At 43.4% G+C, this 24,196-nt stretch carries 16 protein-coding genes; 7 read left to right on the top strand and 9 right to left on the bottom strand.

Features of this window, described 5'->3' with window-relative positions:
* The first annotated feature begins 3 nt into the window (after positions 1-3).
* Both ABFV72_RS02430 and ABFV72_RS02435 read left to right on the top strand, forming a co-directional pair.
* Positions 4-2,178: a hypothetical protein gene (locus ABFV72_RS02430; RefSeq protein WP_347162281.1), complete on the top strand. Its 2,175-nt coding sequence runs from the start codon at positions 4-6 to the stop codon at positions 2,176-2,178.
* A 55-nt stretch (positions 2,179-2,233) separates the two neighbouring features.
* On the top strand, positions 2,234-3,826 hold the full coding sequence (locus tag ABFV72_RS02435) for a hypothetical protein (RefSeq protein ID WP_347162282.1): 1,593 nt from the start codon (positions 2,234-2,236) through the stop codon (positions 3,824-3,826).
* Between the two features lie 149 nt (positions 3,827-3,975).
* Here ABFV72_RS02435 and ABFV72_RS02440 read toward each other — a convergent pair whose 3' ends face one another.
* Positions 3,976-4,488: a Spy/CpxP family protein refolding chaperone gene (locus tag ABFV72_RS02440; RefSeq protein ID WP_347162283.1), complete on the bottom strand. Its 513-nt coding sequence runs from the start codon at positions 4,486-4,488 to the stop codon at positions 3,976-3,978.
* 368 nt (positions 4,489-4,856) lie between these two features.
* Here ABFV72_RS02440 and ABFV72_RS02445 point away from each other — a divergent pair, with 368 nt between their 5' ends.
* The 3 genes from ABFV72_RS02445 (at position 4,857) to ABFV72_RS02455 (ending at position 13,192) form a co-directional block, all read left to right on the top strand.
* A complete protein-coding gene (locus tag ABFV72_RS02445) occupies positions 4,857-5,543 on the top strand; it encodes a response regulator transcription factor (protein ID WP_057759848.1) in 687 nt (228 codons plus the stop codon).
* A 14-nt stretch (positions 5,544-5,557) separates the two neighbouring features.
* Positions 5,558-7,186, top strand: a complete 1,629-nt coding sequence (locus ABFV72_RS02450; protein WP_347162284.1) for an ATP-binding protein — start codon at positions 5,558-5,560, stop codon at positions 7,184-7,186.
* A 429-nt stretch (positions 7,187-7,615) separates the two neighbouring features.
* A complete protein-coding gene (locus ABFV72_RS02455; protein WP_347162285.1) occupies positions 7,616-13,192 on the top strand; it encodes a YadA-like family protein in 5,577 nt (1,858 codons plus the stop codon).
* 172 nt (positions 13,193-13,364) lie between these two features.
* Here the strand turns inward: ABFV72_RS02455 and ABFV72_RS02460 are convergent, their stop codons facing one another.
* Entirely contained in the window at positions 13,365-14,543 is a 1,179-nt protein-coding gene (locus ABFV72_RS02460; RefSeq protein ID WP_347162286.1) for a hypothetical protein, read from the bottom strand.
* Between the two features lie 343 nt (positions 14,544-14,886).
* Here ABFV72_RS02460 and ABFV72_RS02465 point away from each other — a divergent pair, with 343 nt between their 5' ends.
* Positions 14,887-15,906, top strand: a complete 1,020-nt coding sequence (locus ABFV72_RS02465; RefSeq protein WP_347162287.1) for an energy transducer TonB — start codon at positions 14,887-14,889, stop codon at positions 15,904-15,906.
* 65 nt (positions 15,907-15,971) lie between these two features.
* On the opposite strand, the gene ABFV72_RS02470 is transcribed toward ABFV72_RS02465, so the two are convergent.
* The 5 genes from ABFV72_RS02470 to maiA form a co-directional block, all read right to left on the bottom strand.
* The gene (locus ABFV72_RS02470; protein ID WP_347162288.1) at positions 15,972-17,105 is read right to left on the bottom strand and encodes a HupE/UreJ family protein; all 1,134 of its coding nucleotides are present in this window, start codon (positions 17,103-17,105) and stop codon (positions 15,972-15,974) included.
* Positions 17,102-18,331 carry a tetratricopeptide repeat protein gene (locus ABFV72_RS02475; protein WP_347162289.1) on the bottom strand — a complete coding sequence of 410 codons (1,230 nt, stop codon included), beginning with the start codon at positions 18,329-18,331 and terminating at the stop codon, positions 17,102-17,104. Before ABFV72_RS02475 ends, ABFV72_RS02470 begins: the two co-directional genes overlap by 4 nt.
* Before the next feature lie 76 nt (positions 18,332-18,407).
* Positions 18,408-18,677 carry a hypothetical protein gene (locus ABFV72_RS02480; protein WP_057759868.1) on the bottom strand — a complete coding sequence of 90 codons (270 nt, stop codon included), beginning with the start codon at positions 18,675-18,677 and terminating at the stop codon, positions 18,408-18,410.
* Between the two features lie 27 nt (positions 18,678-18,704).
* Positions 18,705-20,201 carry a DUF4331 domain-containing protein gene (locus ABFV72_RS02485; RefSeq protein WP_347162290.1) on the bottom strand — a complete coding sequence of 499 codons (1,497 nt, stop codon included), beginning with the start codon at positions 20,199-20,201 and terminating at the stop codon, positions 18,705-18,707.
* A gap of 160 nt (positions 20,202-20,361) precedes the next feature.
* On the bottom strand, positions 20,362-21,009 hold the full coding sequence (maiA, locus tag ABFV72_RS02490) for a maleylacetoacetate isomerase (RefSeq protein ID WP_347162398.1): 648 nt from the start codon (positions 21,007-21,009) through the stop codon (positions 20,362-20,364).
* Between the two features lie 176 nt (positions 21,010-21,185).
* Between maiA and ABFV72_RS02495 the strand changes: the two genes are divergently transcribed.
* Positions 21,186-22,043 (top strand): IclR family transcriptional regulator, encoded by an 858-nt coding sequence (locus ABFV72_RS02495; RefSeq protein WP_347162291.1) that lies wholly within the window; start codon positions 21,186-21,188, stop codon positions 22,041-22,043.
* Positions 22,044-22,093: 50 nt separating this feature from the next.
* Here the strand turns inward: ABFV72_RS02495 and ABFV72_RS02500 are convergent, their stop codons facing one another.
* Both ABFV72_RS02500 and fahA read right to left on the bottom strand, forming a co-directional pair.
* Positions 22,094-22,669 (bottom strand): VOC family protein, encoded by a 576-nt coding sequence (locus tag ABFV72_RS02500; protein ID WP_179797180.1) that lies wholly within the window; start codon positions 22,667-22,669, stop codon positions 22,094-22,096.
* Positions 22,670-22,815: 146 nt separating this feature from the next.
* Entirely contained in the window at positions 22,816-24,117 is a 1,302-nt protein-coding gene (gene fahA, locus ABFV72_RS02505; protein ID WP_347162292.1) for a fumarylacetoacetase, read from the bottom strand.
* Positions 24,118-24,196 lie beyond the last annotated feature (79 nt).

Genomic DNA, 24,196 nt, shown 5'->3' on the forward strand with positions numbered 1-24,196 from the left:
ACTATGTCATCACACCATATTAATAACCGCAATCGACAGCGCTACTCTGAGACTGCGCCTGCTTATTTATCTACCACTGATCATAAAAACTATAATGGTAACAATAATAACAGCGGTCATCTATATCCAGCCGGTAAATTGACTTCTATCGCATTGCTAGTTGGTAGTGCCTCGCTCATCCTCGCAGGTTGCCAATCAATTCCAGCCAGCTCATCTTCAAACTTGTCGTCGAATAGTAGCGCCTCTAGTACCATGATGGACTTTAGTGTCGCAGATGCCGCACAGAGCCAACGTCAGGGTCAAGCTTTTACGGCCAGTCAAAACGCTCAGGCCGCACGTTATGAGCATCTGTTTGATCAAGAGAAGTATCCAAATACCGAAAACCAAGCCAAATCGCACTTGCTAGCAGCCATTCGTCAACACTTGGCGACCGAGCATGTCGCAGTCGCCACAGCCAACTATCGCTCAGCACCATTCATTGACCCAAATAGTATTGACGCAGGATCTAGTAGCTTGCTCAGAACGATCATAGAAACCTATGTGTATCAGCCTGAGGGTATGTATGATAGTAGCGATGATGAGGCGCAAGCTGAGGCTAGAGCAGAATTAGCAGCGGTAGGTGTAGAGTCGAATAAATGCAATGAAAACGAAGATGATGACGCTTATGAAGTCTGTGTGGTAGAGGGTATTAACTACGATTATGATGATGCGAAAGATTCGATAGAGTCCGACTATCCTAGTGACTATGATAAGTCTAGAGCAGAAGCTGAAGCAGAAAGAAGAGCTATTGCTGCTATATTGGCTGAAGCGGGGGAGAATGAGCCGACGAGCAGTGATACCCACAGCGATAACGAGTATGCTTACGATACAGCAGATGACTATAGTAGCGATAATTACAGTAGTGACGACTATGATAATTATGATGAATACAGCAGCAGCGCTGAAGGGATGCTCTCAGGGATGTCGGGTTTAAGTCCCAAGTCAATGGCTGCAAAATATGAAGCCATGCAAATGGCAAAACAGCAAGCTAAGACAGAGACGGTAAATCGTGGCAGCCTACCAATGTCATCTACAGGCATGATTGGCAATATACTTGATATGTTCCACCGCACTCCTGAGCAAATAGCTGCATCCAATGCTTATCAGTATGAGCATTTAACGTTTAATAGCGTCAGTCAATACCGTCCCAAACAGCGCCAACTACAAAGCGTCTATAGCTACGACTACGCCACACCAACGATTAGCTCATCGATACAGATACCGTTAGCATTTGATTTTAATAATAGCAGTGTCGTAGTAGATCCATCGGCCATCATGCCGATCGTTGCACTTGTTAACCCTGAGAATACGCCATTACCAGCACAGATGACCTCGCACACGGTGAGCTTTGGTTTGCCTGAAAGTGTCACGGCACAGTTGCCACCAGCGGTGCTCTACGATGCGGTGCTCAATGCGATACAGAGCAGCATGGCTGAGCTGGCGCCTGAGCATTTTAGCGCAGTCGATATCAGTGGTGACGCGTTTGCCAAAGAAGTCGGTGCGACTCGTGCAATAAAAGTCTATTTCGGTAGTCAGCAAAGCGGTGAGGTGATTGGTAAGACCCTTAAATATGTAACGAAATCACTGCAAGAATACGTAGATGCCAATCCAGATAAATATCCTGATGGTGCCGCACTAAAGACAGCACTTGCTAAAGTGCAATTATATAATAAAGGCTATCAAAGCGCGGATGTCGGTTCGCTATTGCAGCTTATCGAAGCTATCGGTCCTATCTCGTTTAATCAAATCAACTACTATTACTTAGATAGCTCAGATCGACTGCTGGCCAAGCAGCAACGCGTCAATATCGGTAGTGATTTTATGGGGTCGACCACAACCATGCTAAACCAAGTACGTTACGATAAAGCCAGCTTTAACCGTCATGCCTTGACACCATTGCTTACAGAGTCTTTTGGTCCAGACGCTACGCCTCCTATCGATGGCAATGCATGGATAGCTACGCAGCGCGCGAAAAAAGACAGATTACAAACGGCCCGCTATACACGCTACGACTATCAAGATAGCGACAACGAGGGTGCTTACAACAGCGATGAGTATAGTAACGATAATGACAATGGCGCAGACGCTGTCGATGAGAGCCGAGTTGACGATGCTCAAGATGATATGAATGAAAAATAGAAGTCAAATGACCTCATCTTATTGCATTTACGCTCATATCTATTAAGGATAAAAAATGAAAACAGTACATTACACCATTGCACAATGTCTGCCATTTAAGACTAAAAATAATCTGCTAGTGACCAGCGCATTTTTGACAGGGGCACTGTTGTTAACAGGTTGCCAGTCTACCAGTTTGGGCCAGTCCAACACGGCGGCTGTAAAACAAGCACCTAGCGTTGCTAAAAAGACACTAGAAACAGCACTACAAAAACAGCGTCGTCAGTCATTTAGCTATCATAGCAATCTTGAGATTGGCAATAACCAACAATTTACAGATGCTGATACTGATACTGGTACGGAGAAAATGGCGGTATCAGACTATGTAGATGAACATTGCGAAGAGGCACATGACCAAGCGTACGCGGCTCTAATCCTGCAAGCCGAACAGCAAAACAAAGATGTCTTAGCGGTGGATTACGTTACTAAGCGTGACAGCATAAGGCAGTCGTATTTTGAGTGCGTAGCTGCCTATCATGCATGGGATGACCATCAATACGATAGCGATGTAAAAGTAGCACCAGATTATCAAGCGCTATTTGATAATTATGAGGATAAACAAAGACCGTTAGATAGGAAGAAAGCACAGTTATTAGATGAGTACCTATTAAAGCCGCTTTCTATCGATTCTCAAGGGATCTATCAACCGATGGCAGGCAAGGCTACGATGCTCGCCAGCGCGCAATATCAAGCACGTAATCATCACAGCGGCATCAACCAGCCTATTTATATGGATTTTAAAAACGGTGATATTTACCTATGGGCAGACAACTTTGCGATTCTAAACTCAGAATTGTTAGACGATAAACTCGGTACAAAATGGCAAAACAAGTGGTTAAAAATAGCCATTGATGATGGTACATTGCCTAAAGGGTTTGGTAGTGAAGTAATCAAAAGCCACTTTGCAGCGTTAGATGCGACTTATGACGCGGCGCCTGTCAGCCAGTTTAATTATGTTGCCCCTAACTCACTTGCTTCCCTGTCTCCAAAACTGCCTGCGCACCAGTTATCGGCTATGCTACCAAGCGATCAAATCATTCGCCGAGTACAAAGCTTTGAGGATTATCAAGCGTCGCAACAGAAATATATGCAGATTTTCTACGAACGAATCAGTGAAAAATACCCAGAGCTGGTACAAGAACCCGAACCGATGACAGCGTTTGAGTCGATTCAAAATCCAAAGGCATTTACCAGTAAGTCTATTGTACAAAAAATACTGGCTATGATAAAAGATCAAATGAATGAGGAAGCAACGACAGGTGAGACTGTTGCTAATACAGAAGTACAGGAACTGTACGGGTTTGATAAACGCGGTCAACTCAAATGGGAGCACTTACGTCGTCAGTTAGATAACACTAGCGAAGCGAATAACAACAAAGGCATGAGGATAGATGTGTTGCAACAGTATTCTGCTATCAGCACTAAAGACTTGGCGTTTCCTAACCTACCAAGTAATGTGCAGTCGCCAAACGCTAGCAATAGCATTGATTTACGAAAGTATGCTCCAGAGCTGCTGCAATATTACCAAGATGGTAATGGCACGGCAGTAGGTAAAATGGTCTTCAACATGTTGCCGATGGTCAGAGAGCGTTTTGGTTCGGTCGAGTAACTGATTAGAGTATTAATAAGTAGATAGAAAGCATTATTAGTTTTTGAACAGGATAATTTTGCATTAAAAAAAGCGCACCTATTAACGGCGCGCTTTTTCATTTTATACGTATACAGCTAGGTAAAATAACACTTTTCCGGAGTGGCTTATTACATACCTTGATGCTGTTTGTCATGACCTTTACGGTCTTTTGAGTGCTTGCGACCTTTTTCTTGTCTCTCTGATTTCATTTGTTCCATCTTTGCACGTTGCTCAGCAGTCAACACTTGAGCGATAGCATGTTGTGTTTGTACACGTTCGATAAAGCGTTGCTTTTCTTTTGCCGCTCGTTGATCGGCCAGACGGTTCAGAGCAGCAGTGTTCAAAGTGCTGGCATTGGTCAACGCTTGTATTTGCTGATCCATTTGCGCGCGTTCTGCTTGATGTGCTGCACGGTCAGCAGTGCGATCGCCACGTTTGTTTTGCATGATGGCTTTGATTTGCGCTTGCTGTGTCGCTGTTAGATCCAGTTTTGACATTGGGCCTCTCATCGCGCCATCTTTGTGGTTCTTTTGCATTTGTGCAGTTGGCGTTGTATCAGTGGTTGCGTTAACGCTGGTGCAAGCCGTTACTGTAAATATGCTAGACGCTGCTAATACTGAGCTTAATAGTAATTTTTTCATCATAATATCCTTGATTACATTGAGTTTGATTTCATAAGTACTAAATTTTTATCTTGCAAGTACCATCTGTTGAACGTTATCGCTCGTTATGGTCAGCCATCTTAGAAATGCAATACTTGCTGTTGATAGGAGTATATTACGACAGTTAAAGGTTACGAACATTTATGAAGTATTAAGAAAGGTAACGTTTCTGGTGAATTGGCAAGTGCTTGCCTGATAATATGGTTAACTACCGTCTACGAGCAATAAAAATGCCACGGCGACAATTCTGCTAACCATATCAAAATGAAACTTGTACGCTGACTTACTGCGTCATGATTATTATAGATTGAGTAAATAAAGATAAATAAAAATTAAAGGAGAGAAGTATGCCAAACATCCTGATAGGCGATGACGACGAAGAGTTGACTCAGTTATTGCAAGAGTACTTGGACAATCACGGCATTCGCTGTGACTGCGTACATGATGGTGCAGCGGTCATACAACGACTCAAAGCAGTGGCACACGAAGATACGGTTTATGATTTACTCGTACTCGATATTATGATGCCGAAACTGGATGGGTTGAGCGTCCTGCGCCAATTACCAAATATTATCGATATCCCAGTCATTATGCTGACGGCAAAAGGGGAAGAGATTGACCGTATTATTGGTCTAGAGCTTGGTGCTGATGATTATATCACTAAACCTTGTAACCCTAGAGAGCTGCTAGCGCGTATCAATGCAGTGATTAAACGTACCAATACGACCGCATCAGAGCATACTCCGTTGCCAGAGAGTCGTTTGCATCTTGACCAAAACCAACGTGCCTGTCAGATAGATGGGGTGACGCTACAAGTCACTGGTACAGAGTTTGATCTGCTCGTGGCTCTACTCAAGCAAAAAGGGGAGGTGGTAAGTAAAGCATGGCTGTCAGAAAATGTCTTGCAGCGTGAGTTGCAGCCATTTGACCGTAGCCTCGATGTACACGTATCTCGCTTACGCAAAAAACTTCAACCTTTCCACGATGAGCCAATAAAAGCGGTGCGTGGTAAAGGTTATCAACTGGTGCTGTAATGACGGACATATCGATGAAAGCTTCTGAGCAGACCCTCAAAAAATCACCTAAGTTTAAGGTGCGCATTACTCTGTTTTGGCGTTTGTTCCTGAGCCTATTACTGACGATTTTAATTACCTCTGTACTGTCCATCGTGGTAGAGCGCTGGCTAGCTGAAAAAGAGCTGACCTCTCGTATGGATGTGCAAATCGATAGCCTATTGATAAAGCGTGAAGAGATGGTCGCATCACTACGGGCTGGTGATGTGGAGTCTGTCAGGGAGATGTATCGTCAAGACCGCCAGCTGATGAATCAAATCAGAGTCTATGATGAGCAGGGCGCTATTATATTCCCGCGTTACCGTGACAAAGACGATCGCGCGCAAGGACAACTGCAAAGTGGTCGGCAGCTAATGGATCGTGCAATACAACCGTTGCAGCAAATATCACCTAGAGTAGAGAATAACGTTTATGGCGTAGAAGGCCGCAATGCTGACAATAGACTGCGTGAACACGACAATGAGATACCAAAAGATGAGCCGTCTTTTTGGCAAAAATTCTTAAAACCAAGAACGGCAAGTAGTGCCGCAGTAGCTGATATTGATACTCGTCCTGAACTGGCCGACATGTCTGTTGAATTACCTGATGGTCAGTCAATCATCATACAGTTGCGTCCGCACTTGCGTTTTTCAGACGTAGTAGAGATACAGCACGGCAATTTTCCAATACGTTTGCTATTGATTGTTATCTTTAGCATATTGGTCTGCATATGGCTCAGTCGTACACTGACCCAGCGAATTGGCCGTGTACAAAATACCGTACACCGTATGATTGATGGTAATTATCAAGCTAACCCAGAACTGTCCAAGATGGGCGATGATGAGTTGGGGCTACTTGCCAAAGACGTCGCCCATCTATCGACAAGGCTTGTAGACAGTGAGTTGGCACGTAAGCAAATGCTTAGTGATATCTCACATGAGCTGCGTTCGCCGCTTGCTCGTCTGGATGTCGCGACTGAGCTGACTCGAGACTTTGCGCCCAATGCCAATCGCTATCTAGACCGTATCGATAAAGAATCTACACGAATGAATGAGCTGATTGAGCAAATCATTCATATTCAATCCCTACAAATGCAGCAATATACCGTCGATAATTTGGAGAGTGAGGCAGTCGACATATCTGACATCATTAGTAATATCGGAGAGGATGTCTGCTTTGAGTTTCAACATAAAGACGTACATTGGCAATGGCAACCGCCTGTATCCTCAGCGTTAGATGATGTAGAAGGCTTTTGGACCGTCCAAGGTAATGCAGAGCAATTGTATAGCGCGCTTGAAAATGTCATTCGTAATGCTTTTATGCACACGGCAGCGAGTTCGACAGTGATTGCTGAAATAAAGGCAATACAAATGGACAATAAGGCACCAGCTGTTCAAATTAATATAACAGACGAAGGTGGCGGTGTCGCAGACAAAGACTTAGAGCGTATTTTTCATCCCTTTGTGCGGCTCGATACTGCTCGGCATCGTGATACTGGCGGCTATGGCCTTGGCTTGGCTATTGTCCATGCTGTAGTCATGGCGCATAAAGGATATATCAATGCTCATAATCGGCAAGATGGTATTCAAGGGTTGGTGGTTCAAATAGTGCTACCTAGCAGATAAAGAGATAAATAATACAGAAATAATTTATGTAACCAATATGCGCTTATCATGTATTTGTAATGTGTATAAGCGCATATTTAGTAATAGATAAAAGCTGACTCTTTTTAAAACCGATGTAATTTATTATAAATAGACAAAAATTAAAAGTAATTATATTCGTTTATATGAATATAACCGACGAACGGTACCAAAACACGGATGAACGGTATTGTCTCTCTGTATATATTCGGTAATACTAATATATACAGAGAGTGATAAAGATTATACAAAACAAAACGTCTTATTCCTTAAAGACTACTACAACTATTATTTGAACAAGGTCTCGTTATTATAAGCTTATAACCCGTTTTATTTTGTCACATCGTCTCTCTGACATGGATCTTATCTCTGATTTTTTAAATCTGACAAGTCTGTAAGGGAGTACGCATCATGAACCGCATTTATAAAGTCATCTGGAATGAAGCCTTAAGTTGTTTTACCGCCGTTGGTGAATACGCGAAGGGACGTGGCAAATCTTCCAAATCTAGCGTTAGCTCTAACACTACCATCAATACAACGTCTAACCTGGCCGTTATCCATACGTTACGTCTGAGCACTATAGCGCTTGGGCTGCTAGCGGCTGGCTTTGGCATGCAGGCGAATGCAGATCTTAACTACTCTAATAACACTTATTATACTAACCATCAGACCATGGGTAATGGTCATAGTAGCCATGGGAATGGCAACGGAGTTGGACACGATTCCCATGGAAACGGCAATGGTTATGGTCATAACGGAAATAACGGAAATAACGGAAATAACGGAAATAACGGAAATAACGGAAATAACGGAAATAATCATTTGTCTGGTTTAAAATTCGCTGGCGATACAGGTGGTGTTATTACACGTAATCATGGTGAGAAACTCACCGTCAAAGGCGGTGCAACCACAGCATTATCGAACAACAACATCGGTGTCGTTGCAGATAACATGAGTAACACCTTAACCATCAAACTGGCGAAAAACCTAACCGGTCTTGATAGTGCCGACATTGGTGGTATCAATGTTTCATCAACAGGCATTGATGCCAACAGCACCCAAATCACAAATGTGGCCAGTGGTGTTGGTGATGATTACAATGCAGCCAATATTGGTGATCTAAACAAAGCAGTCGCTGACAATAAAACCAAGTACTACAGTGTAAAAAGTGGTGCTACAGGAAACAAAAACAACGATGGCGCAACAGGACCAAACTCTATGGCCATGGGTGGCAACGCTAGTGCTACAGGTGGTCAAGCCATTGCCATTGGTAGTGGTGAGAGTGGTCAGAACACCGTAGCTAGTGGTCAGCAATCTATTGCCATTGGTGCAAACACGGTATCAAAAGGACATTCATCTATCGCCATTGGCGGTGATGATTTAGATGCTGCCTCAAAGGTAAATGGAGTTAATGCATTATTTAACACTTATACAGGCATCACAGGCGGTCTTGTTACGGTAGGTGATTATAGTAATCATACTGAATCTGGTGGTGCGGCCTCTGTTGCCATTGGTGTCAAAGCGCACTCTAAAGGCAATCTGTCTACGGCTGTGGGTGTCCGTTCAAGCTCAACAGGTGATGCATCTTCTGCCTTTGGTATGGGTTCTTCAGCAACTAAGAAAGGTTCAGTGGCATTAGGTGCAGGTTCAACCACATTCACTGATGCGACTTACCAAGATAAACTTACTATTGGCAGTAAGGATTATTTATACGCTGGTGAGACAAATGATAAAGGGGCACAGATCTCTGTTGGCTCAGAAGGACGTGAGCGTCAAATCAAGCATGTTGCTAGTGGTGAGGTGAGTGCAGTCAGTACCGATGCGATTAACGGTAGTCAGTTACACGCAACCAATGAGTCTGTTAAAGATTTAAGTACTACGGTCGTGGCCAACAAAACGCATTTCTATAGTGTCAATAGCACGGATTCAACCCGTGGCAATTACAATAATAATGGTGCAAATGGCGTTGATGCAATGGCAGCTGGAATTGATGCTCAAGCAGTTGGCGATCGCGCTGTTGCTATGGGAGCTGGTGCCTCTGCTACTAGTTCTGAATCAACTGCATTAGGCAGTGCATCGCAGGCGTTTGCAGGCTCAGCCACTGCAGTTGGTTTTGGCGCCAGAGCAGATAAGTATGGTGCAACTGCGATGGGTGTGAATTCTCGTGCACAAGGTAAGTATAGTACCGCTGTTGGTCAACAAGCTGAAGCTACAGGTGATGACTCTATTGCCATGGCTAAAGGCGCTAAGGCTACTAAGAAGAGTGCCACAGCAGTTGGCGTTAACGCTAAAGCTGAAGGCGAGCGTTCAGTAGCTTTAGGTGAAGGCGCACAAGCTACTACTCTGACAGGTACTGCTATCGGTTCGCGTACCCTTGCTAGTGCAGTACAGAGCACTGCAGTGGGTGTTGGTTCTAAGGCAACCAAACAATGGGCTACGTCTATAGGCTTTAGTTCCCAAGCAAATGGCGTTAGTTCTGTTGCTTTAGGTGATCGAAGCGTAGTGGATGGAAAAGAGTCAATAGCGATAGGTAAGGGCAATACAGTGAGTGGTACTCACTCAATCGCTATAGGTACTGGTCATACCATTATTGGCAACAACTCAGGCGCATTTGGTGATCCTAATAACATCACTGGCTCAGACAGTTACGTGATAGGCAATGACAACACAGTTGCTAATAACAATACTTTTGTTTTAGGTAACAATGTTGAAACAACTCAAGATAACAGTATTGTGTTAGGTAATTTATCTACTGATCGTGCGGCCACGACTGAAACAGGAGTTACTATTAATGGAACGCCCTATACTTACGCAGGCGCAGCTCCAGTAGGTGTAACGAGTGTTGGTTTCGTTGGTGGTGAACGTCAGATCATTAATGTAGCAGCAGGTGCTGTCAATGCAACCAGTACAGATGCTATAAATGGTAGTCAGCTGTATGCCACCAATGAAGCAGTCGACAGTAACACGACTACTATTAACAAAGGCTTTGCTCTGAAAGCTGCTGACGGTAATACCGTGCAAAAACCATTGGGTCAAGCGGTAGAAGTCGTTGGCTCTAATGACAACATCGACACAAGAGTGAGAAATGGCAAAATCGAGGTCAAGCTCAATAACGATCTTGATCTAGGTAACAATGGTAGTGTCAGTACAGGTAATATTTTCGGTGGCACTCAAGTTAATCGCTTGGGCATAGTCACTGGTGGTCTACTAATGGGCGGTGTTACTACCGTTAGTGGGCTTGGCGTGACAGTAACGGGTACACACCCACTATCCAATGCAACGTTGACCAGTGATGGTCTAAGCATGGCTGGTGGCCCAAGTATTACTAAATCTAATGGTATCAACGCTGCCAACAAAAAGATTATCAATGTTGATAACGGTGAAGACCCAAATGATGCTGTCAATGTCAGTCAGCTAAGTAGTTCGTCTGCCGCTGCCAGAACCAAAGTTTTAAAGGGAACCAATGTCTCTAGTGTCGATTTCTCAATCGACAGTGATACAGGACAAGATGTTTATACTGTTAATGCAGATGGCGTTACTGCTTCAGCAGGATCTGCAGCTGTCACAGTTACCGCAGGCGAAAAAGACGAGACGACTAACACGACCGACTATGCCGTTGACTTAAGTGTAGATAGCAAAGCCAGTCTGGTAAAAGCGGACAGTGCCATGCAGACCATTGTTGCTCAAATAGATGGCATTGATGTCAAAACGCTTAACCAAACGGACAATACGGCGAATTTCCTAACAGGAGATAATATTGTTCTCACTGCTGAGGATGGTGGCATTAAAGTCGCTACAAAAGAGGATGTCACTTTCACTAGTGCTAGCTTTACTGATAGTACAGTTCGTGTGAGTGGTGAAGGTCTTGATAATGGTGGCAACAGAATCATCAATGTAGATGATGGTGATGCAGATACTGATGCTGTCAATGTTAGACAATTAAATGCAACCAACAATACAGTGGACCTAGGACTGAACTTTACAGGAGATGATACAAATGTTGTCGTCAATCGCAAGTTAGGTCAAACGTTGACACTCCAAGGAGGTGCTACCAACGTAACTGAAAACAATATCGGTGTGATCGCTGATGAAGAGGGCAATCTAAATGTTAGATTGGCTGAAGATGTCATGCTTGGTAAAAACGGTAGCGTGAGAATGGAAAGCACGGTGCTTAATAATGCAGGCGTCACCATCACTGATGGTCCTAATCAGACCATTACGTTAAGCAACGAAGGTCTTGATAATGGTAATAATAGAATTATCAAAGTTGATAAGGGAATTGCCCCAACCGATGCCGTAAACTTTGCACAGCTCACTATGACTAATGATGAAATTGCTAAAGGTATCAAAATTGGTGACGGTAATGTTGCTAATGATCAGCAATTTGCATTAGGCGATACCATCAATGTCACAGGAGATAACAATCTGACTACTGTCGCTTCTGCGACTGGCGTCCAAGTAAAACTGAATAATCAGTTAGACCTTGGAGATGATGGCAGTATACAGATAGGTAACAGCATCATGAGTGATGCAGGCTTTACTTTCGTTGGAAATGGCGTGAATAGAATGGTTTCGCAGGTCTCATTGAGTAGCCGTGGTCTAGACAATGGAGGCAACACCATTCGCAACGTTGGGGAAGGTGTGCTAAATACGGATGCTGTCAATGTTGGGCAGTTAAAAGATGTCGCCATTGCCTTGGATCAAGGTTGGGGCATTACCGCTCAAGGTGATATCGCTACGATGGTAAAACAAGGAGATGCTGTCGACCTCAGCAGTAAAGACGGTAATATCAAGGTATCTAGGAAATCAGTGAGTGATGTGGCTGCTTTCGATAGTAGTCCATCATTGCAAGCTGCAGCCATACCTACCAATGCTAATGATATTAGCTTTGATCTGAACCCAGATATTACTTTGAATAGCGTAACCACTGGTGGTACGGTTATGAATGATAATGGACTGACCATTGCAGGTGGCCCAAGCATCACAAAAATTGGTATTGATGCCGCTAATACCAAAATTACCAACGTTCAAAATGGGGAAGTTTCGGTGACAAGTCAGGACGCTATAAATGGCGGTCAGCTTTATGCCCAAGGCACTGGTATCAGCAGTATTATCGGTGGTGACACTGTTTACAATGCCGAAGATGGTACTTTTACCAACAGCGACATTGGTGGAACGGGTGAAAGCAATATCGATGGTGCGATTGCTTCTATCAGACAAGGTACGATTGAAATTAGTGAAAATGTGCAAATTAACACAGAGAGCATTACCACTAATACAACCAATATCGCGACCAATACGACAAATATTGCTACGAATACCAGCAATATCATGACCAATACTACGAGTATCGAAACCAATACGGACAAGCTAGATGCTGGACTCAATTTTGGCGCAGACAGTGGTGCCAATATCAACAAACCAATTGGCGATGGTAGCGTCCTCAGCTTCACTGGTAGTAATAACATCACCACCACAGCAGATGGTAGTAGTATTAAGTTTGATCTAAACGGTAATATCAGCGTTGATAGTGTCACAGTTGGGACAACGGTTATCAATAGTGAGGGCATTAGTATGCAAGATGGGCCAAGTATGACGTCTCAAGGTCTATATGCTGGTAACCAACGTATGACTGGTGTCGCCGATGGGGTTGAAGCAACAGACGCCGTCAATTATAGTCAGCTTAGCGCGCTTGATAGTCGACTCAACAATAACATGAGCGATCTTGGCTACAAAATCGACGAAGTAGAAGACGATGCAAATGCAGGTATCTCAGCTGCGATGGCAATGTCAGCAATGCCTCAGGCTTATATCGCAGGTAAGTCATTGATCGGTGGCGGTGTTGGTACCTATAATGGAGAGAGTGCTGTAGCGATTGGTTTCTCTAAGTTATCTAATGACGGTCGCTGGGTCATCAAGGTAAATGGTACGGCAGATACTCAAGGTAACGTAGGCGGTGCAGTTGGTGCAGGCTTCCATTTTGACTAACAGAGCTTTTCAACTGTAGTTATCGATAGACTATAAAAAAGCAAGACATCCAATGTCTTGCTTTTTTACGGCTTAAAGATGAATAGTTAATGAAACAATGATGTCGATAAACAAAAATAAGCGCTTGTAAGTTGTATCTTACAAGCGCTTATTATTTATAATTAAGGTGCTTTTATATTCTGAACATTGCACCATTCGGTGTCAGTCCAACATAGGCCATACCTGCTTGATTCATCCAGTGAGGTTGAATGATGCCATGTTGCAAAATCGCATGAATGTCTCTATGTGCTCGTTCTATCTTGTGCTTTTTATATAGGGAAGCCGTGCCTGCGACTGCGTAAATTTCAGATACCATGTCGCGAGCTTCTCTTGCGGCTTCACAAGACGCTGCCCATACATCGGCAAGCTGTATATCAGTAAAGGTGTTCTTCTGCTGTGCCTCTTTCCATAGTACCTCGACACTATGATGCAGTTGGGCGCGTTTCGATGCCAGTACTGTTTTACTCTTAGCAATGGTAGCCTGTACCGTTGCACGGTCGCGTAGATCTGGACTCTTACCCGGTGTTACTCTCTCAAAGCACATATCAACCAAGTCATCCATAGCGGCTTTTAATACGCCTAGCGCCATCGCCGCACAGCCAGCAGCATTGATACAACCGATAGGCAGACGACTGTAGGCAGTATCGATAGCCACAGGACTATCAAAGTCAACTGCATAAGCCTCTTTGACAAAAGCGTCTTTGACGACTATATCGTGGCTACCTGTGCCATTTAAACCGCCCACATCCCACGTATCAATGATTTTTACATCTTTCTTAGGAATAAAAAATAGCTTTAAACTTGCACCTGGGCCAAGGGTCGTAGGAGAGCCTTCGGAGATAACGAGGCAACGTAGCACAAACCAGTCAGCCAATTGGCATCCAGAGACGAGTGTCCATTGTCCTGATACCATGTAGCCATTATCTACTGTTTGGGCCACGCCTTCAGGCCGTGCGGAATTGGCATAAATATGAGAGGGGTCGCTATATACTTCTTTCATACTGGACTCGTCCAAAAATCGACCGAATGTACAGGCTAAATGGTTGTTCCAAACGATCCAAGCAACGGAGGCCTCAGCACTGGCCAACGTCTCATAAGTTTTTAGCGTTTCTATTGGGTTTCCTGCCCATCCTCCTAACGATTTAGGCAGCCCCATTCTAAACAATGCAAATTCTGAAAGTTTATTGACTACCACGGGTGCAATTTTTCTAGCGCTTTCTGTTTCATCTCTAAACATGATTGCTGATGCATAAATCTTGTTTGCTGCATCGGATGGTAGGGTGGTTATCTCTGCTGAGGATATATCATTCATATTGTTCAACCTTATTGTGATGAATAAGACAGTACTTTTTTCTACAGCTGATAAAGTACAAATTTGAGCGATGACAAATGCTTATATAAAGAATAACCAACAGCCGCCCACCATACAACTGTTAATATGAATATATTAAAAATTATATTGTAAAAATTGAATAAATAGTATGTTTATTGAAATGCTGACAATAATCTTGGCAATTAGTAGACCCTCTAGCACTACAACTTAAGTAATTACGTTAAGGTATCAGCGACTATATAGATTATATGTACAGTGCCTCAATATTAATTAGACAAACTCATATACAGGGTTGTTTTTAATGAGTATTCTAAGAGGTATAATGATACCAAACCTCTTTACTCGTCTTATTACTACTTGGGTGACCGTTGCTGTCATCATATTGCACGGTATCACTGTGTGGGCGATGATATCTGTGGATAGCCCAAGACCGCTTGAGACAAAAATTACACCAAAAGCTATTCAGCTAGAGCTGATCACACTGCCACCGTCATCTGAAAAAACGCTTAGCAAAAATTCTCAGTCACAACCTTTACCTCCCAAAGCCTTAATACCTGATAAGACGTTAGTAACGCCGATAGAGGAAATCGAACGTGCACCAGTAATGGAACCTTCAGTAGTATCAAATCCAGTAAATCCAGTAAGTCCAAAAGAGAAAGCACCCGTCCCAGCAGAAAATAAAACACTACCTAAAACATCTACAAATACTAAACCTACTATCAACGCTGCGTCATCAGTCCAAAATCTGACAATAGCAGAATCAAGAAAAGTTGCTCGTTCATCTGATAATAGTAATGAAAACGAAGACGATCTATCTGCTATGATTCGAGCAGTGACAGCTCAGTTCAATCGTGAACAGGCCATACAGAAGCGCCAAGCCAAAAAACAGGCTAGCAAAGAACAGGTCGAAAAGGATCGCTGGCAAGCACAAGCGGCTAGTGAGGCAATTGAAAAGATGCTTGCGTTAGCTGCTGATCAAGCAGAAAAGCAAAATGGCGACCAAGCTGAGCTAGATAATGAAATGGACAATACTGTAGAAACAGTGTTTAAAGCGGATTATGGCAGTTGGCAGGATGGAGGGGAACCTACGACAAGTGTTCCATCACTTGTATGGCGCAGTGTCAATATGAGCCTAGGAGATGTCTTTATCGTTATGCTTGAGTTGCACGTCAACAAAGAAGGTGTAATTACTGAGGTGCAATTATTGGAGTCATCAGGCAGCCCAATTATTGATGCGATAGCGACCACTCAAGTTAGGGCAGGACAATTGAATCCATTAAAAAACGATGGCAACGTTGTCGATGCCATCGTCCCTATGTCACTGGTCTATGAGAGGCCTTGAGTGAATGATTTAAAAATACTCATTTATATTTTTCAATATTTTGCATTGTATCGTTAGGCGTCATTTTATTGAATGGCTCGTTCAAAAAACCACCACAGTGCTATCAAAATGCTGATCAAAGAACCTATATAAAATATTATCCATTTATAAAACTGGGTATGACGTAGCAGTAATGCGATAGGGAATACCGCAATGATAAACACTAGCTGCCCTAACTCAATACCGATATTGAAACTCAGTAACGCCAAAACACGCTCACTTGTGGCAAGCGGCAAGTCTACTAACACATTGGCAAAACCGAAGCCATGAATCAGCCCAAAAACAAATGCCAGATAGATTGCTCTTACTCTCAGCATCGGTACTAAGTTATTGAGCGCGGCAAAGGCGATAGATAGCGCAATAACAGACTCGATAAAACGGGCAGGTATACTGATAATTTGTAGGGCTGCTAGCGTCAACGTAATAGAATGAGCAAGTGTGAATGACGTCGCAATCCAAAACACTTCGAGTAAGGCAGCTTTTGGTTTAGGAACGGCTAATAATGTTTTCTCTTTACGCATGTATACAGCAGGAATGAGTAACACAAACAAAAACAGCAAGTGATCCCAACCAATCAATAGATGATGTATACCACTTTTAAGAAAATTAGCTACTGTAGACATCCATCCATTGTTCGCCTCTGAGCCTATAGAATGCTGCCCTACAGTCAGTACTTGCAATGGCGTATCGTCACTAGCCTGCGTTAGAATTAATCGATGATTGGCATCGATACCTGTCAATATTTGGTAATCAAGACTATCGACGGGTTGCTCGCATTTTAGCTCAAAACTTGTATACAAATAGTTGAAGCCGCCGCGCGTGTTAATAGCCAATGGTGAGAACTCGGTTATTTGACACTGTTGTGCATCACCTTCTAACCTTATCTTGGATGTTATTAGTTGCTCTATTAGAGCTGTTTGTGATTTTACTTCGGCCCAATTAACTTGGCTGTCTTTATTTGGATCTATCTCTATCAGTAATGCTAGATCGCGAAGTGAGATCTCATATTCAGCGCTTACGGTACGCTCTTCATTGGTAGACAGGTTTAGGTATGCTGTACTAGATTCGTGCGCCTGTACGAGAGTGGCTGTCAGTAGCAGAGAGAGCAGCATTACGTAACGATAGGTTTGATGCCAAAGGCTTTTTTTTGATGCGCTCATAAAGGGGTGTCCTTATTCATCATTTGCGCACCTGATGTTTGGGTGGTTAAGTTTTGTGTATGATCAGCGCTGCAATGCAGACAACCATTGATTTTACCCAAGCGTAATGCCTGTTCAAGCGCTGAATATTCAAACTTTGTTTCTGTCATAAATTGACGTATCAGCTTGATATCTTCTTGGCTGCCAGCTTCGATAGCTGCTGTTGCATATAAAACAATATCAGCTGTTTCGCGTTGCTGCTGCCAGTTGTCTTTAGCCAATTGAAGCGCCAAGTCTACTTGCTTAGATAACAGAGCATAAGTTGCCTGTTCTCGCATATGAGCATTTTCTTGACGTATTTGCCATACATCAATACGCTCTTTCATCAAGGCCAAGTTTTTCTGTGCTTGAGGATCGCCTAATTTGATTTGAGCAGTGATAAGGCGTAGGAGTAGAGCATCTTTATCAGTGTGTGTCTGGAGAAGTGTGCGTACTTGCTGATACTCACCAATACTTAGTAGCCAGTCTGTTCGGGCCATAAGTGCAGGCACCGTCTGATTATCCATCACATCAAAAACTTGAGTGGATAGAGCAGTGTCTTCACTGCGTAATGCTGCATCTGCTTGGATCAGGTAGATCCAGCGTGCAGTTGATGCATCTAGGCCAGGTGCTAGAGCAGCAAGTCCCTTAAGGGTCTGTTTTGCTGCTTCAAGCTTCCCCGTCATACTTTTTACTTGCGCTTCACAGGCCAATGCATAAACACGTAATGCAGGATCATTAAGTTTTTTGCAATAACTCATGGCTTCCGAAAACTGACCTTGAACGACCAGTAGGGATGAGAGAGTCAATAAAGCATCTGGATGATCCGCCTCTCGACTTAATATCTGTCTCAGTACCTCTTTTGCTTCGTCAAACTTATGATCTGATTGAAGCGCCCTTGCTTGCAACATCAAAGTTTCTGTACTTTGATCTTTGGTTAAATCTAACTGCGCGCGCGCCTGTCCTAATGCACGTGGATCTCCTTGTAGATAGGCACGCTCTAATAATTCGCTGGTCTGCGCCAAAGAGTTTTCATTCATGTCAGAGGAAAAGTCAGCTGAGCTTGTATAGCGCGGCGGTGAAGAATCTTCGGGTAGTATCGCAAGGACTTGTTGATCATCATTTGGTACAAAAGGGGTAGCATGAATAAGTTGTATGCTAATGAGTAATAGCAAGAGTGATTTGATATAAAATTGAATCCAATGCATAAAATTTCTCGGCTCAGAACATAAATAAACACCCAATCAGAAAGCTGATTAGGTGCTGGATTTATCTCACATCACATTAAAGCGAGGCGTTGGCGTCTGTCACCACAACGGGCTCTGCCAAATTGGCCTCAGGCAGTATAATTCGATCGATATCTTGAGGCTCATCGGTATCTAAATTATTACTGGCATCAATTACATCAGAAGTTCTGTCAACAGCTAGTTCAGCTTTGGCTTGGTCTACTGCAACATCACTCTTAGCTAAATCGGATGAGCTATCATTATCATTGAAACAACCAGAAAGCGCAGCTGATCCAGTGATCAATACGGCTAATATTATATAGCGCATAGTATTTCTCCTTGGGTTATATTCAGCTTATCGGCTACCTGGTGTAGGGGTGGTTAGATAAGGAAATACTGAGTCAAACTCGGTAGCTGGTTTAAGCGCACCATCAGTAAGAAGCGCTTTGCCAGCTTTTGCATCTTCAGGAACACAAGTTGCATCAGCTGGTAGGCCAGCATGACATAAAGCGCCCATTGATACTCTCAAAGCAATATCAGTGACATCATCACCTGGTCGTCTACCATTCGGAAAACCTGCTATATCGTTAGCAGTACTTGGGCGACCATCGTTCTGAGCGTCAATGATACTAATCACACCCAAGTCGTTCTGGTTGGCAGCTGCGACTGCTGCTATGTTGGTATTTAGGCGCAGCATATCTGACGGTACCATATTTGGGTTGGCAGGTTTGTTGACAGTAGGAACCCCTGTCAAAAATGCGGTTACCAAATCTTGACGCGGGAAGTTTGTCGGTGCAGGTGCGCTTGGATACAACGTTTCAATCAATGCTGGGAGCGTAGGATAAAAGACATAAGGTGCGAATTTTGCGACGTCGTCTTTTGGCTCTGAGGCATTAAATTTGTCCTTGTCTTTGAGACCAATAACCACTTCATTGACTAGTGGCATACCAAGTCTAGAAACCTGTGTCCATGCACCGCCTTTTTTGGCAGTTGTACTGATGCCTGAAGCAGGATTGCCATTGACCAAGGTCGCTTGACGCACGCTGGCCGTTGTCCAAGCACCGATAACAGGATCTTTACTTGTGCTATTGACGAGGCAAGCTTTCGGTACTTCCATTGCAATCGAGGTAACATTTTTCCCTGCTAATACGTTAGTACCAGCATCACGGGCACCTAGCGGATTTAGGTTAACCAAGTCAAACACTCTACCTAGATCAATAGCAAAACCTTCAGCACGTTGACCGACAAAAACTCTACCCTGACCACAGCTACCTAAATTCAAAGGTTTAATAAAGCTACGCGCGTAAGTAGGGTAATCTGCAAAAGATTTGGTACCAATATAGTCAAATGGTTTATCAAAATTACCTAGTGAAGTACGTGAACCACTGCGGCGGTCGCCTTTGACCATTGTTACGTTATAGCTCTCACTCGTTTGTACATTAGCAGAGTTAGACGCATCACCAGCGTTAGACAAAGGAATGGCAACGTTTGGCGTTGATGGATCACCATCTGAGTCAATTTCAATGCTGTTTAGCTCTTGAGTGAAATCAAATTGAAAAGTAATATCTTCAACAGCATCACCGTTATTATCAATATGAATCTCATAGAGCGCATCTGGATCTAAAGCAAAATAATTGGGTCCACCATAAGCGTCTTGCAGCGGTAAGTAGTTAGCAATAATCGTAACGTAATCTGCCCGGTTATTTTCGTAACTATTGAACATATAAAAGTCAGAAGCATCGACTTTTGGGGTTTTGGTAATAGAAGGGGCTTCACGGTGACTTGACGCAACAGCACTTGCACTCATGCACAGTGTTATCGCTGCTATTAGAGCCTTTGTGGTATGTTTCATACGGATCCTTGTAAAGAAACTTTAAATGATGGGACGGCCAAGACTCGACATTGTTTGTAAATATCAATTAACTAAATAATGTCTTTATTAAGTCGGTTTTAACTATACACTTGTTTGCGGTATTGTGTCTACGCTTTTATCCGTTTTAATATGTTGATAATTATAAACTTTTCGGCGCATCAGGCTGCATCATAGGATCGGCATCTGCAAATGCTTCTAGTGTACGGCAATGAGTATCAATAGCGACGATATTGGGATAAGCACTCAAGTCTACTTTAAAGCGGCGAGCAGAAGAGACTTGTGGAATCAAATAACAATCTGCGAGAGTAGGACTGTTCCCATAGCAGAATTGTCCGCGATTGTTATCCGCCGCCAAACGTGTCTCTAAAGCGGCAAAACCTTCACTGATCCAGCGATTGCACCATGCAATCACATCTTCCTCGTTTACTGACAGCTCATTACGCAGGTACTGCAAAATGCGGCGATTATTAATTGGATGGATGTCGCAACCAATCATGGCACTCAGCGCGCGTACCTGCATACGCCCAGCAGCATCTTTAGGTAATAGTGCGTGCTCAGGGTAGACCTCTTCTAACCACTCCAAGATAGCTGGACTTTGATATAATAGTAAATCGTCAGCTTGTAGGACAGGTACTAATCCTTGCGGATTAATGGCTTTAAAGGCAGACTCTAACTGTTCATCCTGTGCCAGATTGATCGTGATATCATTGTAATCTAAGCCTTTTAGATTCATAGCGATACGAGTACGGTAAGACGTGCTACTACGAAAGTAGCCATAAAGTGTCATCATGATTCATGTCCTTATATTGATGTATTTTTATAAAGATAAATAGTATGAAGTAAGGTCTGTGTCTCAGTGATATTTGATCGGGCAAGCCATTATTGAACAAACCCTTATTGAAAAAACCATTAGCAAACAAACCATCATTAAAAATAACCAAGCACACCAGAATCGAGCAAATCATGCCAGCAGACAAAACCCTTGTAGACAGTTCTATCACCAGTAAAAATCAAAGTGGGGTTCAGTCGCTTGAAATTGGGCTGTCGATACTCGATGTGCTGATCGACCGCAATGAGCCTATGATGCTAAAAGATATCGCTGACGCCATGCAAATGCACCCAGCAAAATCCCATCGTTACTTGGTCAGTCTCATCCGCAAAAACTATGCGCGTAAGCTTGATGATGGGCGCTATGGGCTTGGTGATAGAGTCAATGCATTGGCATCACTAGGACATACGGAACTCAACCAAAACAATCTTTTGGTACGTCTCACGCAAGTGGCTAATGAAATCAAAGACACCTTAAACTGTGGTGTACAAATCGCCAAATGGTTTAGCGAAGGCCCTATTATTATTCAGTCCGTTGAGCCGGACAGTCCGATTAGCATCATCACTCGCATCGGCTCACGTATGCCTCTGACGACATCGGCCACAGGGCAGTTATTTGCCAGTTATCAACCTGATACCGTCATTCAGCCATTGGTCACAGCTGAATGGCATACGAGTAATACCGCCGCAAATATGGCCGAGAAGTGGCAGCACTTTACCCAGCTACAGGCCAAAATTCGTACGCAAGGCTATGCAACAGTGACGGGCGATATGCTCATGGGGATCAACGCCATTACGATTCCCGTTATATTGCCGCAGCTTGCCAATAGTACTATTAAACCATCCAAGAGTAGTGCCAAAACTGATAGTAAAGATTTACCGCTAGAATATGCTATCACTATCATTGGAACAACAGAGCAATTGCCTATGAGTGAGCAACATAATGTGGTTAAGCAAATACTGGCGATAGCACAGCGTTATCAAATTGCATAATTAAAATATCTTTAGAGAATTTATTTCTAAAGATACTCTAATGTTCTGTGTCACTCGCCGACAGGAGCAACTTCGCGTGCTTCAGCCAACTCATCACTATGCAAAAACTGTGTATGTGCTGGGGCGCGTTTGGTACGAGACCACTCATCTAGCATGTCTTGCTTGATGGCATCTGTAATCATCGATACTTTGTCTTCTGAGGTTGGATCATCATAGGTCAGCTCTAGACGATGACCATTGGGATCAAAGAAATAAATCGAGTGAAAGATGCCGTGATTGGTCACGCCAATGACATCAATGCCGGCATTTTCTAAATGCTCTTTGGCAACGATTAGCTCGTCACGGTCCTTAACCTTTAGCGCTAAGTGCTGCACCCAGCTTGGGGTATTTGGATCAAAGCCCATCTCAGGTTGATTGGGTACTTCAAAGAACGCTAAAACATTGCCATTACCAGCGTCCAAAAAGACGTGCATATAGGGGTCAAAGGCTTTGGTCGAAGGCACATGGTCTTCTGCGAATGCCAAGATGAAATCCATATTTAGATTTTTTTTATACCATTCAACGGTTTCTTTGGCATCTTTGCAGCGGTAAGCCACATGATGAATTTTCTCAATTTGAAAGCTCATATCAAACTCCTTTTGATAAGACGTGTTACTCATTTGGCTGTATTCACATAACGATGAGTAGGTGAATGCGTTTGTCTTCCTATCCGCCTGCATGAGAATTTTCACGCCTATTTTGCTATTTCTCTATCTATGTTATTTCTTAAATGCTACTTGTCAAAATCAAAGCTAAGCGCTGGTAATACCTTGCCGCGTACTTCACCAAAGCCAACACGGATGCCGTCTTTTTCGCTATAGCCTTTCATGATGACCGTGTCACCATCTTCGATAAAGCTGCGTGTTTCGCCACCTTTTAGCGTGACTGGTTTGGTAGCATTCCAAGCAATCTCTAGCATCGAGCCATAAGAGTCAGGCGTTGGCCCAGAAATCGTACCTGAGCCCATCATGTCACCGATTTCAACTTTGCAGCCAGTGATGGTGTGGTGGGTAAGCTGCTGTGCCATTGACCAGTACATGTATTTGAAGTTGGTCTCGCAAATGACCGTCGCTGTTTCCGCATTTTCAGGCAGTAACTCAACTGATAGATTGATATCAAAGCTGTTATCGCTCGCTTTTTCATTTAAATAAGCAAGTGGCTTGGGTTCTTGAGTCGGACAAGCTGTTTTAAACGGAGCCAACGCATCCATAGTAACAATCCAAGGAGAAACCTCGGAGGCAAAGGTCTTGGCATTAAATGGACCTAATGGCACGTATTCCCATTTTTGGATATCTCGTGCTGACCAGTCATTGAGCAACACCATGCCAAAGATATGATCGGAGGCATCATCTACGGCGATTGGCTGACCGATATGATTACCTTTACCAACGACAAAGGCGGTCTCTAGCTCAAAATCCAAGCGCTTACAGGCAGAAAAAATAGGACGCTCATCAGGGCTAGGCTTTAGCTGACCTGATGGACGTACGATATCAGTTCCACTGACGATGACGGTACTGGCGCGTCCATTATAACCAACAGGCATTTCGGTCCAGTTAGGTAGCAGGGCGTTGTTTGGATCACGGAACATGGTGCCGACGTTGGTCGCGTGCTCTTTAGAAGAATAAAAATCGGTAAAGCCCGGTACTTGCACTGGCAAATGCATGGTGACGTCTGCTTGCTTAAACAGCACCTTTTTCTGTAAGTCTGTATTGTCACGTAACGTATCATTGTCATTAGACAGCAGTGTCTGAATGGTTGTGCGTGCCTGCGTCCAATTGTCTCGACCAGAATCAATAAAAGCATTTAGAGTGGACTGGTCAAAATAAGGACCACCGTCCAAACTTAATAACCCTTCTGTCTCTAGTGCAGACAAGTCGAGCACATGCTCACCGATGGCAACGCCTGCACGGCGCTTGTTATCACTAGCAGCGTCTTTGGTAACGCTAAAGATGCCATAAGGAAGATTGTGAATAGAAAAGTCAGAGTCAGCAGCGATATCGATAAAAGAGGTGAGGGTGCTGTCAGTCGTTGACATGATTTGCTCCTTGCTAATATAAATTATGAATTACGTTATAATTAATCACTTACGTATAATGTAATTTATTGATATATGG

Origin of the sequence: Psychrobacter proteolyticus (assembly GCF_039762275.1) — a bacterium.
Lineage (GTDB): Bacteria > Pseudomonadota > Gammaproteobacteria > Pseudomonadales > Moraxellaceae > Psychrobacter > Psychrobacter proteolyticus_C.

Excerpts from the sequence above, each read along its gene's own strand:
- ABFV72_RS02430 (WP_347162281.1), top strand. The coding sequence starts at position 4 with ATGTCATCACACCATATTAATAACCGCAATCGACAGCGCTACTCTGAG.
- ABFV72_RS02435 (WP_347162282.1), top strand. The coding sequence starts at position 2,234 with ATGAAAACAGTACATTACACCATTGCACAATGTCTGCCATTTAAGACT.
- ABFV72_RS02440 (WP_347162283.1), bottom strand. The coding sequence starts at position 4,488 with ATGAAAAAATTACTATTAAGCTCAGTATTAGCAGCGTCTAGCATATTT.
- ABFV72_RS02445 (WP_057759848.1), top strand. The coding sequence starts at position 4,857 with ATGCCAAACATCCTGATAGGCGATGACGACGAAGAGTTGACTCAGTTA.
- ABFV72_RS02450 (WP_347162284.1), top strand. The coding sequence starts at position 5,558 with ATGAAAGCTTCTGAGCAGACCCTCAAAAAATCACCTAAGTTTAAGGTG.
- ABFV72_RS02455 (WP_347162285.1), top strand. The coding sequence starts at position 7,616 with ATGAACCGCATTTATAAAGTCATCTGGAATGAAGCCTTAAGTTGTTTT.
- ABFV72_RS02460 (WP_347162286.1), bottom strand. The coding sequence starts at position 14,543 with ATGAATGATATATCCTCAGCAGAGATAACCACCCTACCATCCGATGCA.
- ABFV72_RS02465 (WP_347162287.1), top strand. The coding sequence starts at position 14,887 with ATGATACCAAACCTCTTTACTCGTCTTATTACTACTTGGGTGACCGTT.
- ABFV72_RS02470 (WP_347162288.1), bottom strand. The coding sequence starts at position 17,105 with ATGAGCGCATCAAAAAAAAGCCTTTGGCATCAAACCTATCGTTACGTA.
- ABFV72_RS02475 (WP_347162289.1), bottom strand. The coding sequence starts at position 18,331 with ATGCATTGGATTCAATTTTATATCAAATCACTCTTGCTATTACTCATT.
- ABFV72_RS02480 (WP_057759868.1), bottom strand. The coding sequence starts at position 18,677 with ATGCGCTATATAATATTAGCCGTATTGATCACTGGATCAGCTGCGCTT.
- ABFV72_RS02485 (WP_347162290.1), bottom strand. The coding sequence starts at position 20,201 with ATGAAACATACCACAAAGGCTCTAATAGCAGCGATAACACTGTGCATG.
- maiA (WP_347162398.1), bottom strand. The coding sequence starts at position 21,009 with ATGACACTTTATGGCTACTTTCGTAGTAGCACGTCTTACCGTACTCGT.
- ABFV72_RS02495 (WP_347162291.1), top strand. The coding sequence starts at position 21,186 with ATGCCAGCAGACAAAACCCTTGTAGACAGTTCTATCACCAGTAAAAAT.
- ABFV72_RS02500 (WP_179797180.1), bottom strand. The coding sequence starts at position 22,669 with ATGAGCTTTCAAATTGAGAAAATTCATCATGTGGCTTACCGCTGCAAA.
- fahA (WP_347162292.1), bottom strand. The coding sequence starts at position 24,117 with ATGTCAACGACTGACAGCACCCTCACCTCTTTTATCGATATCGCTGCT.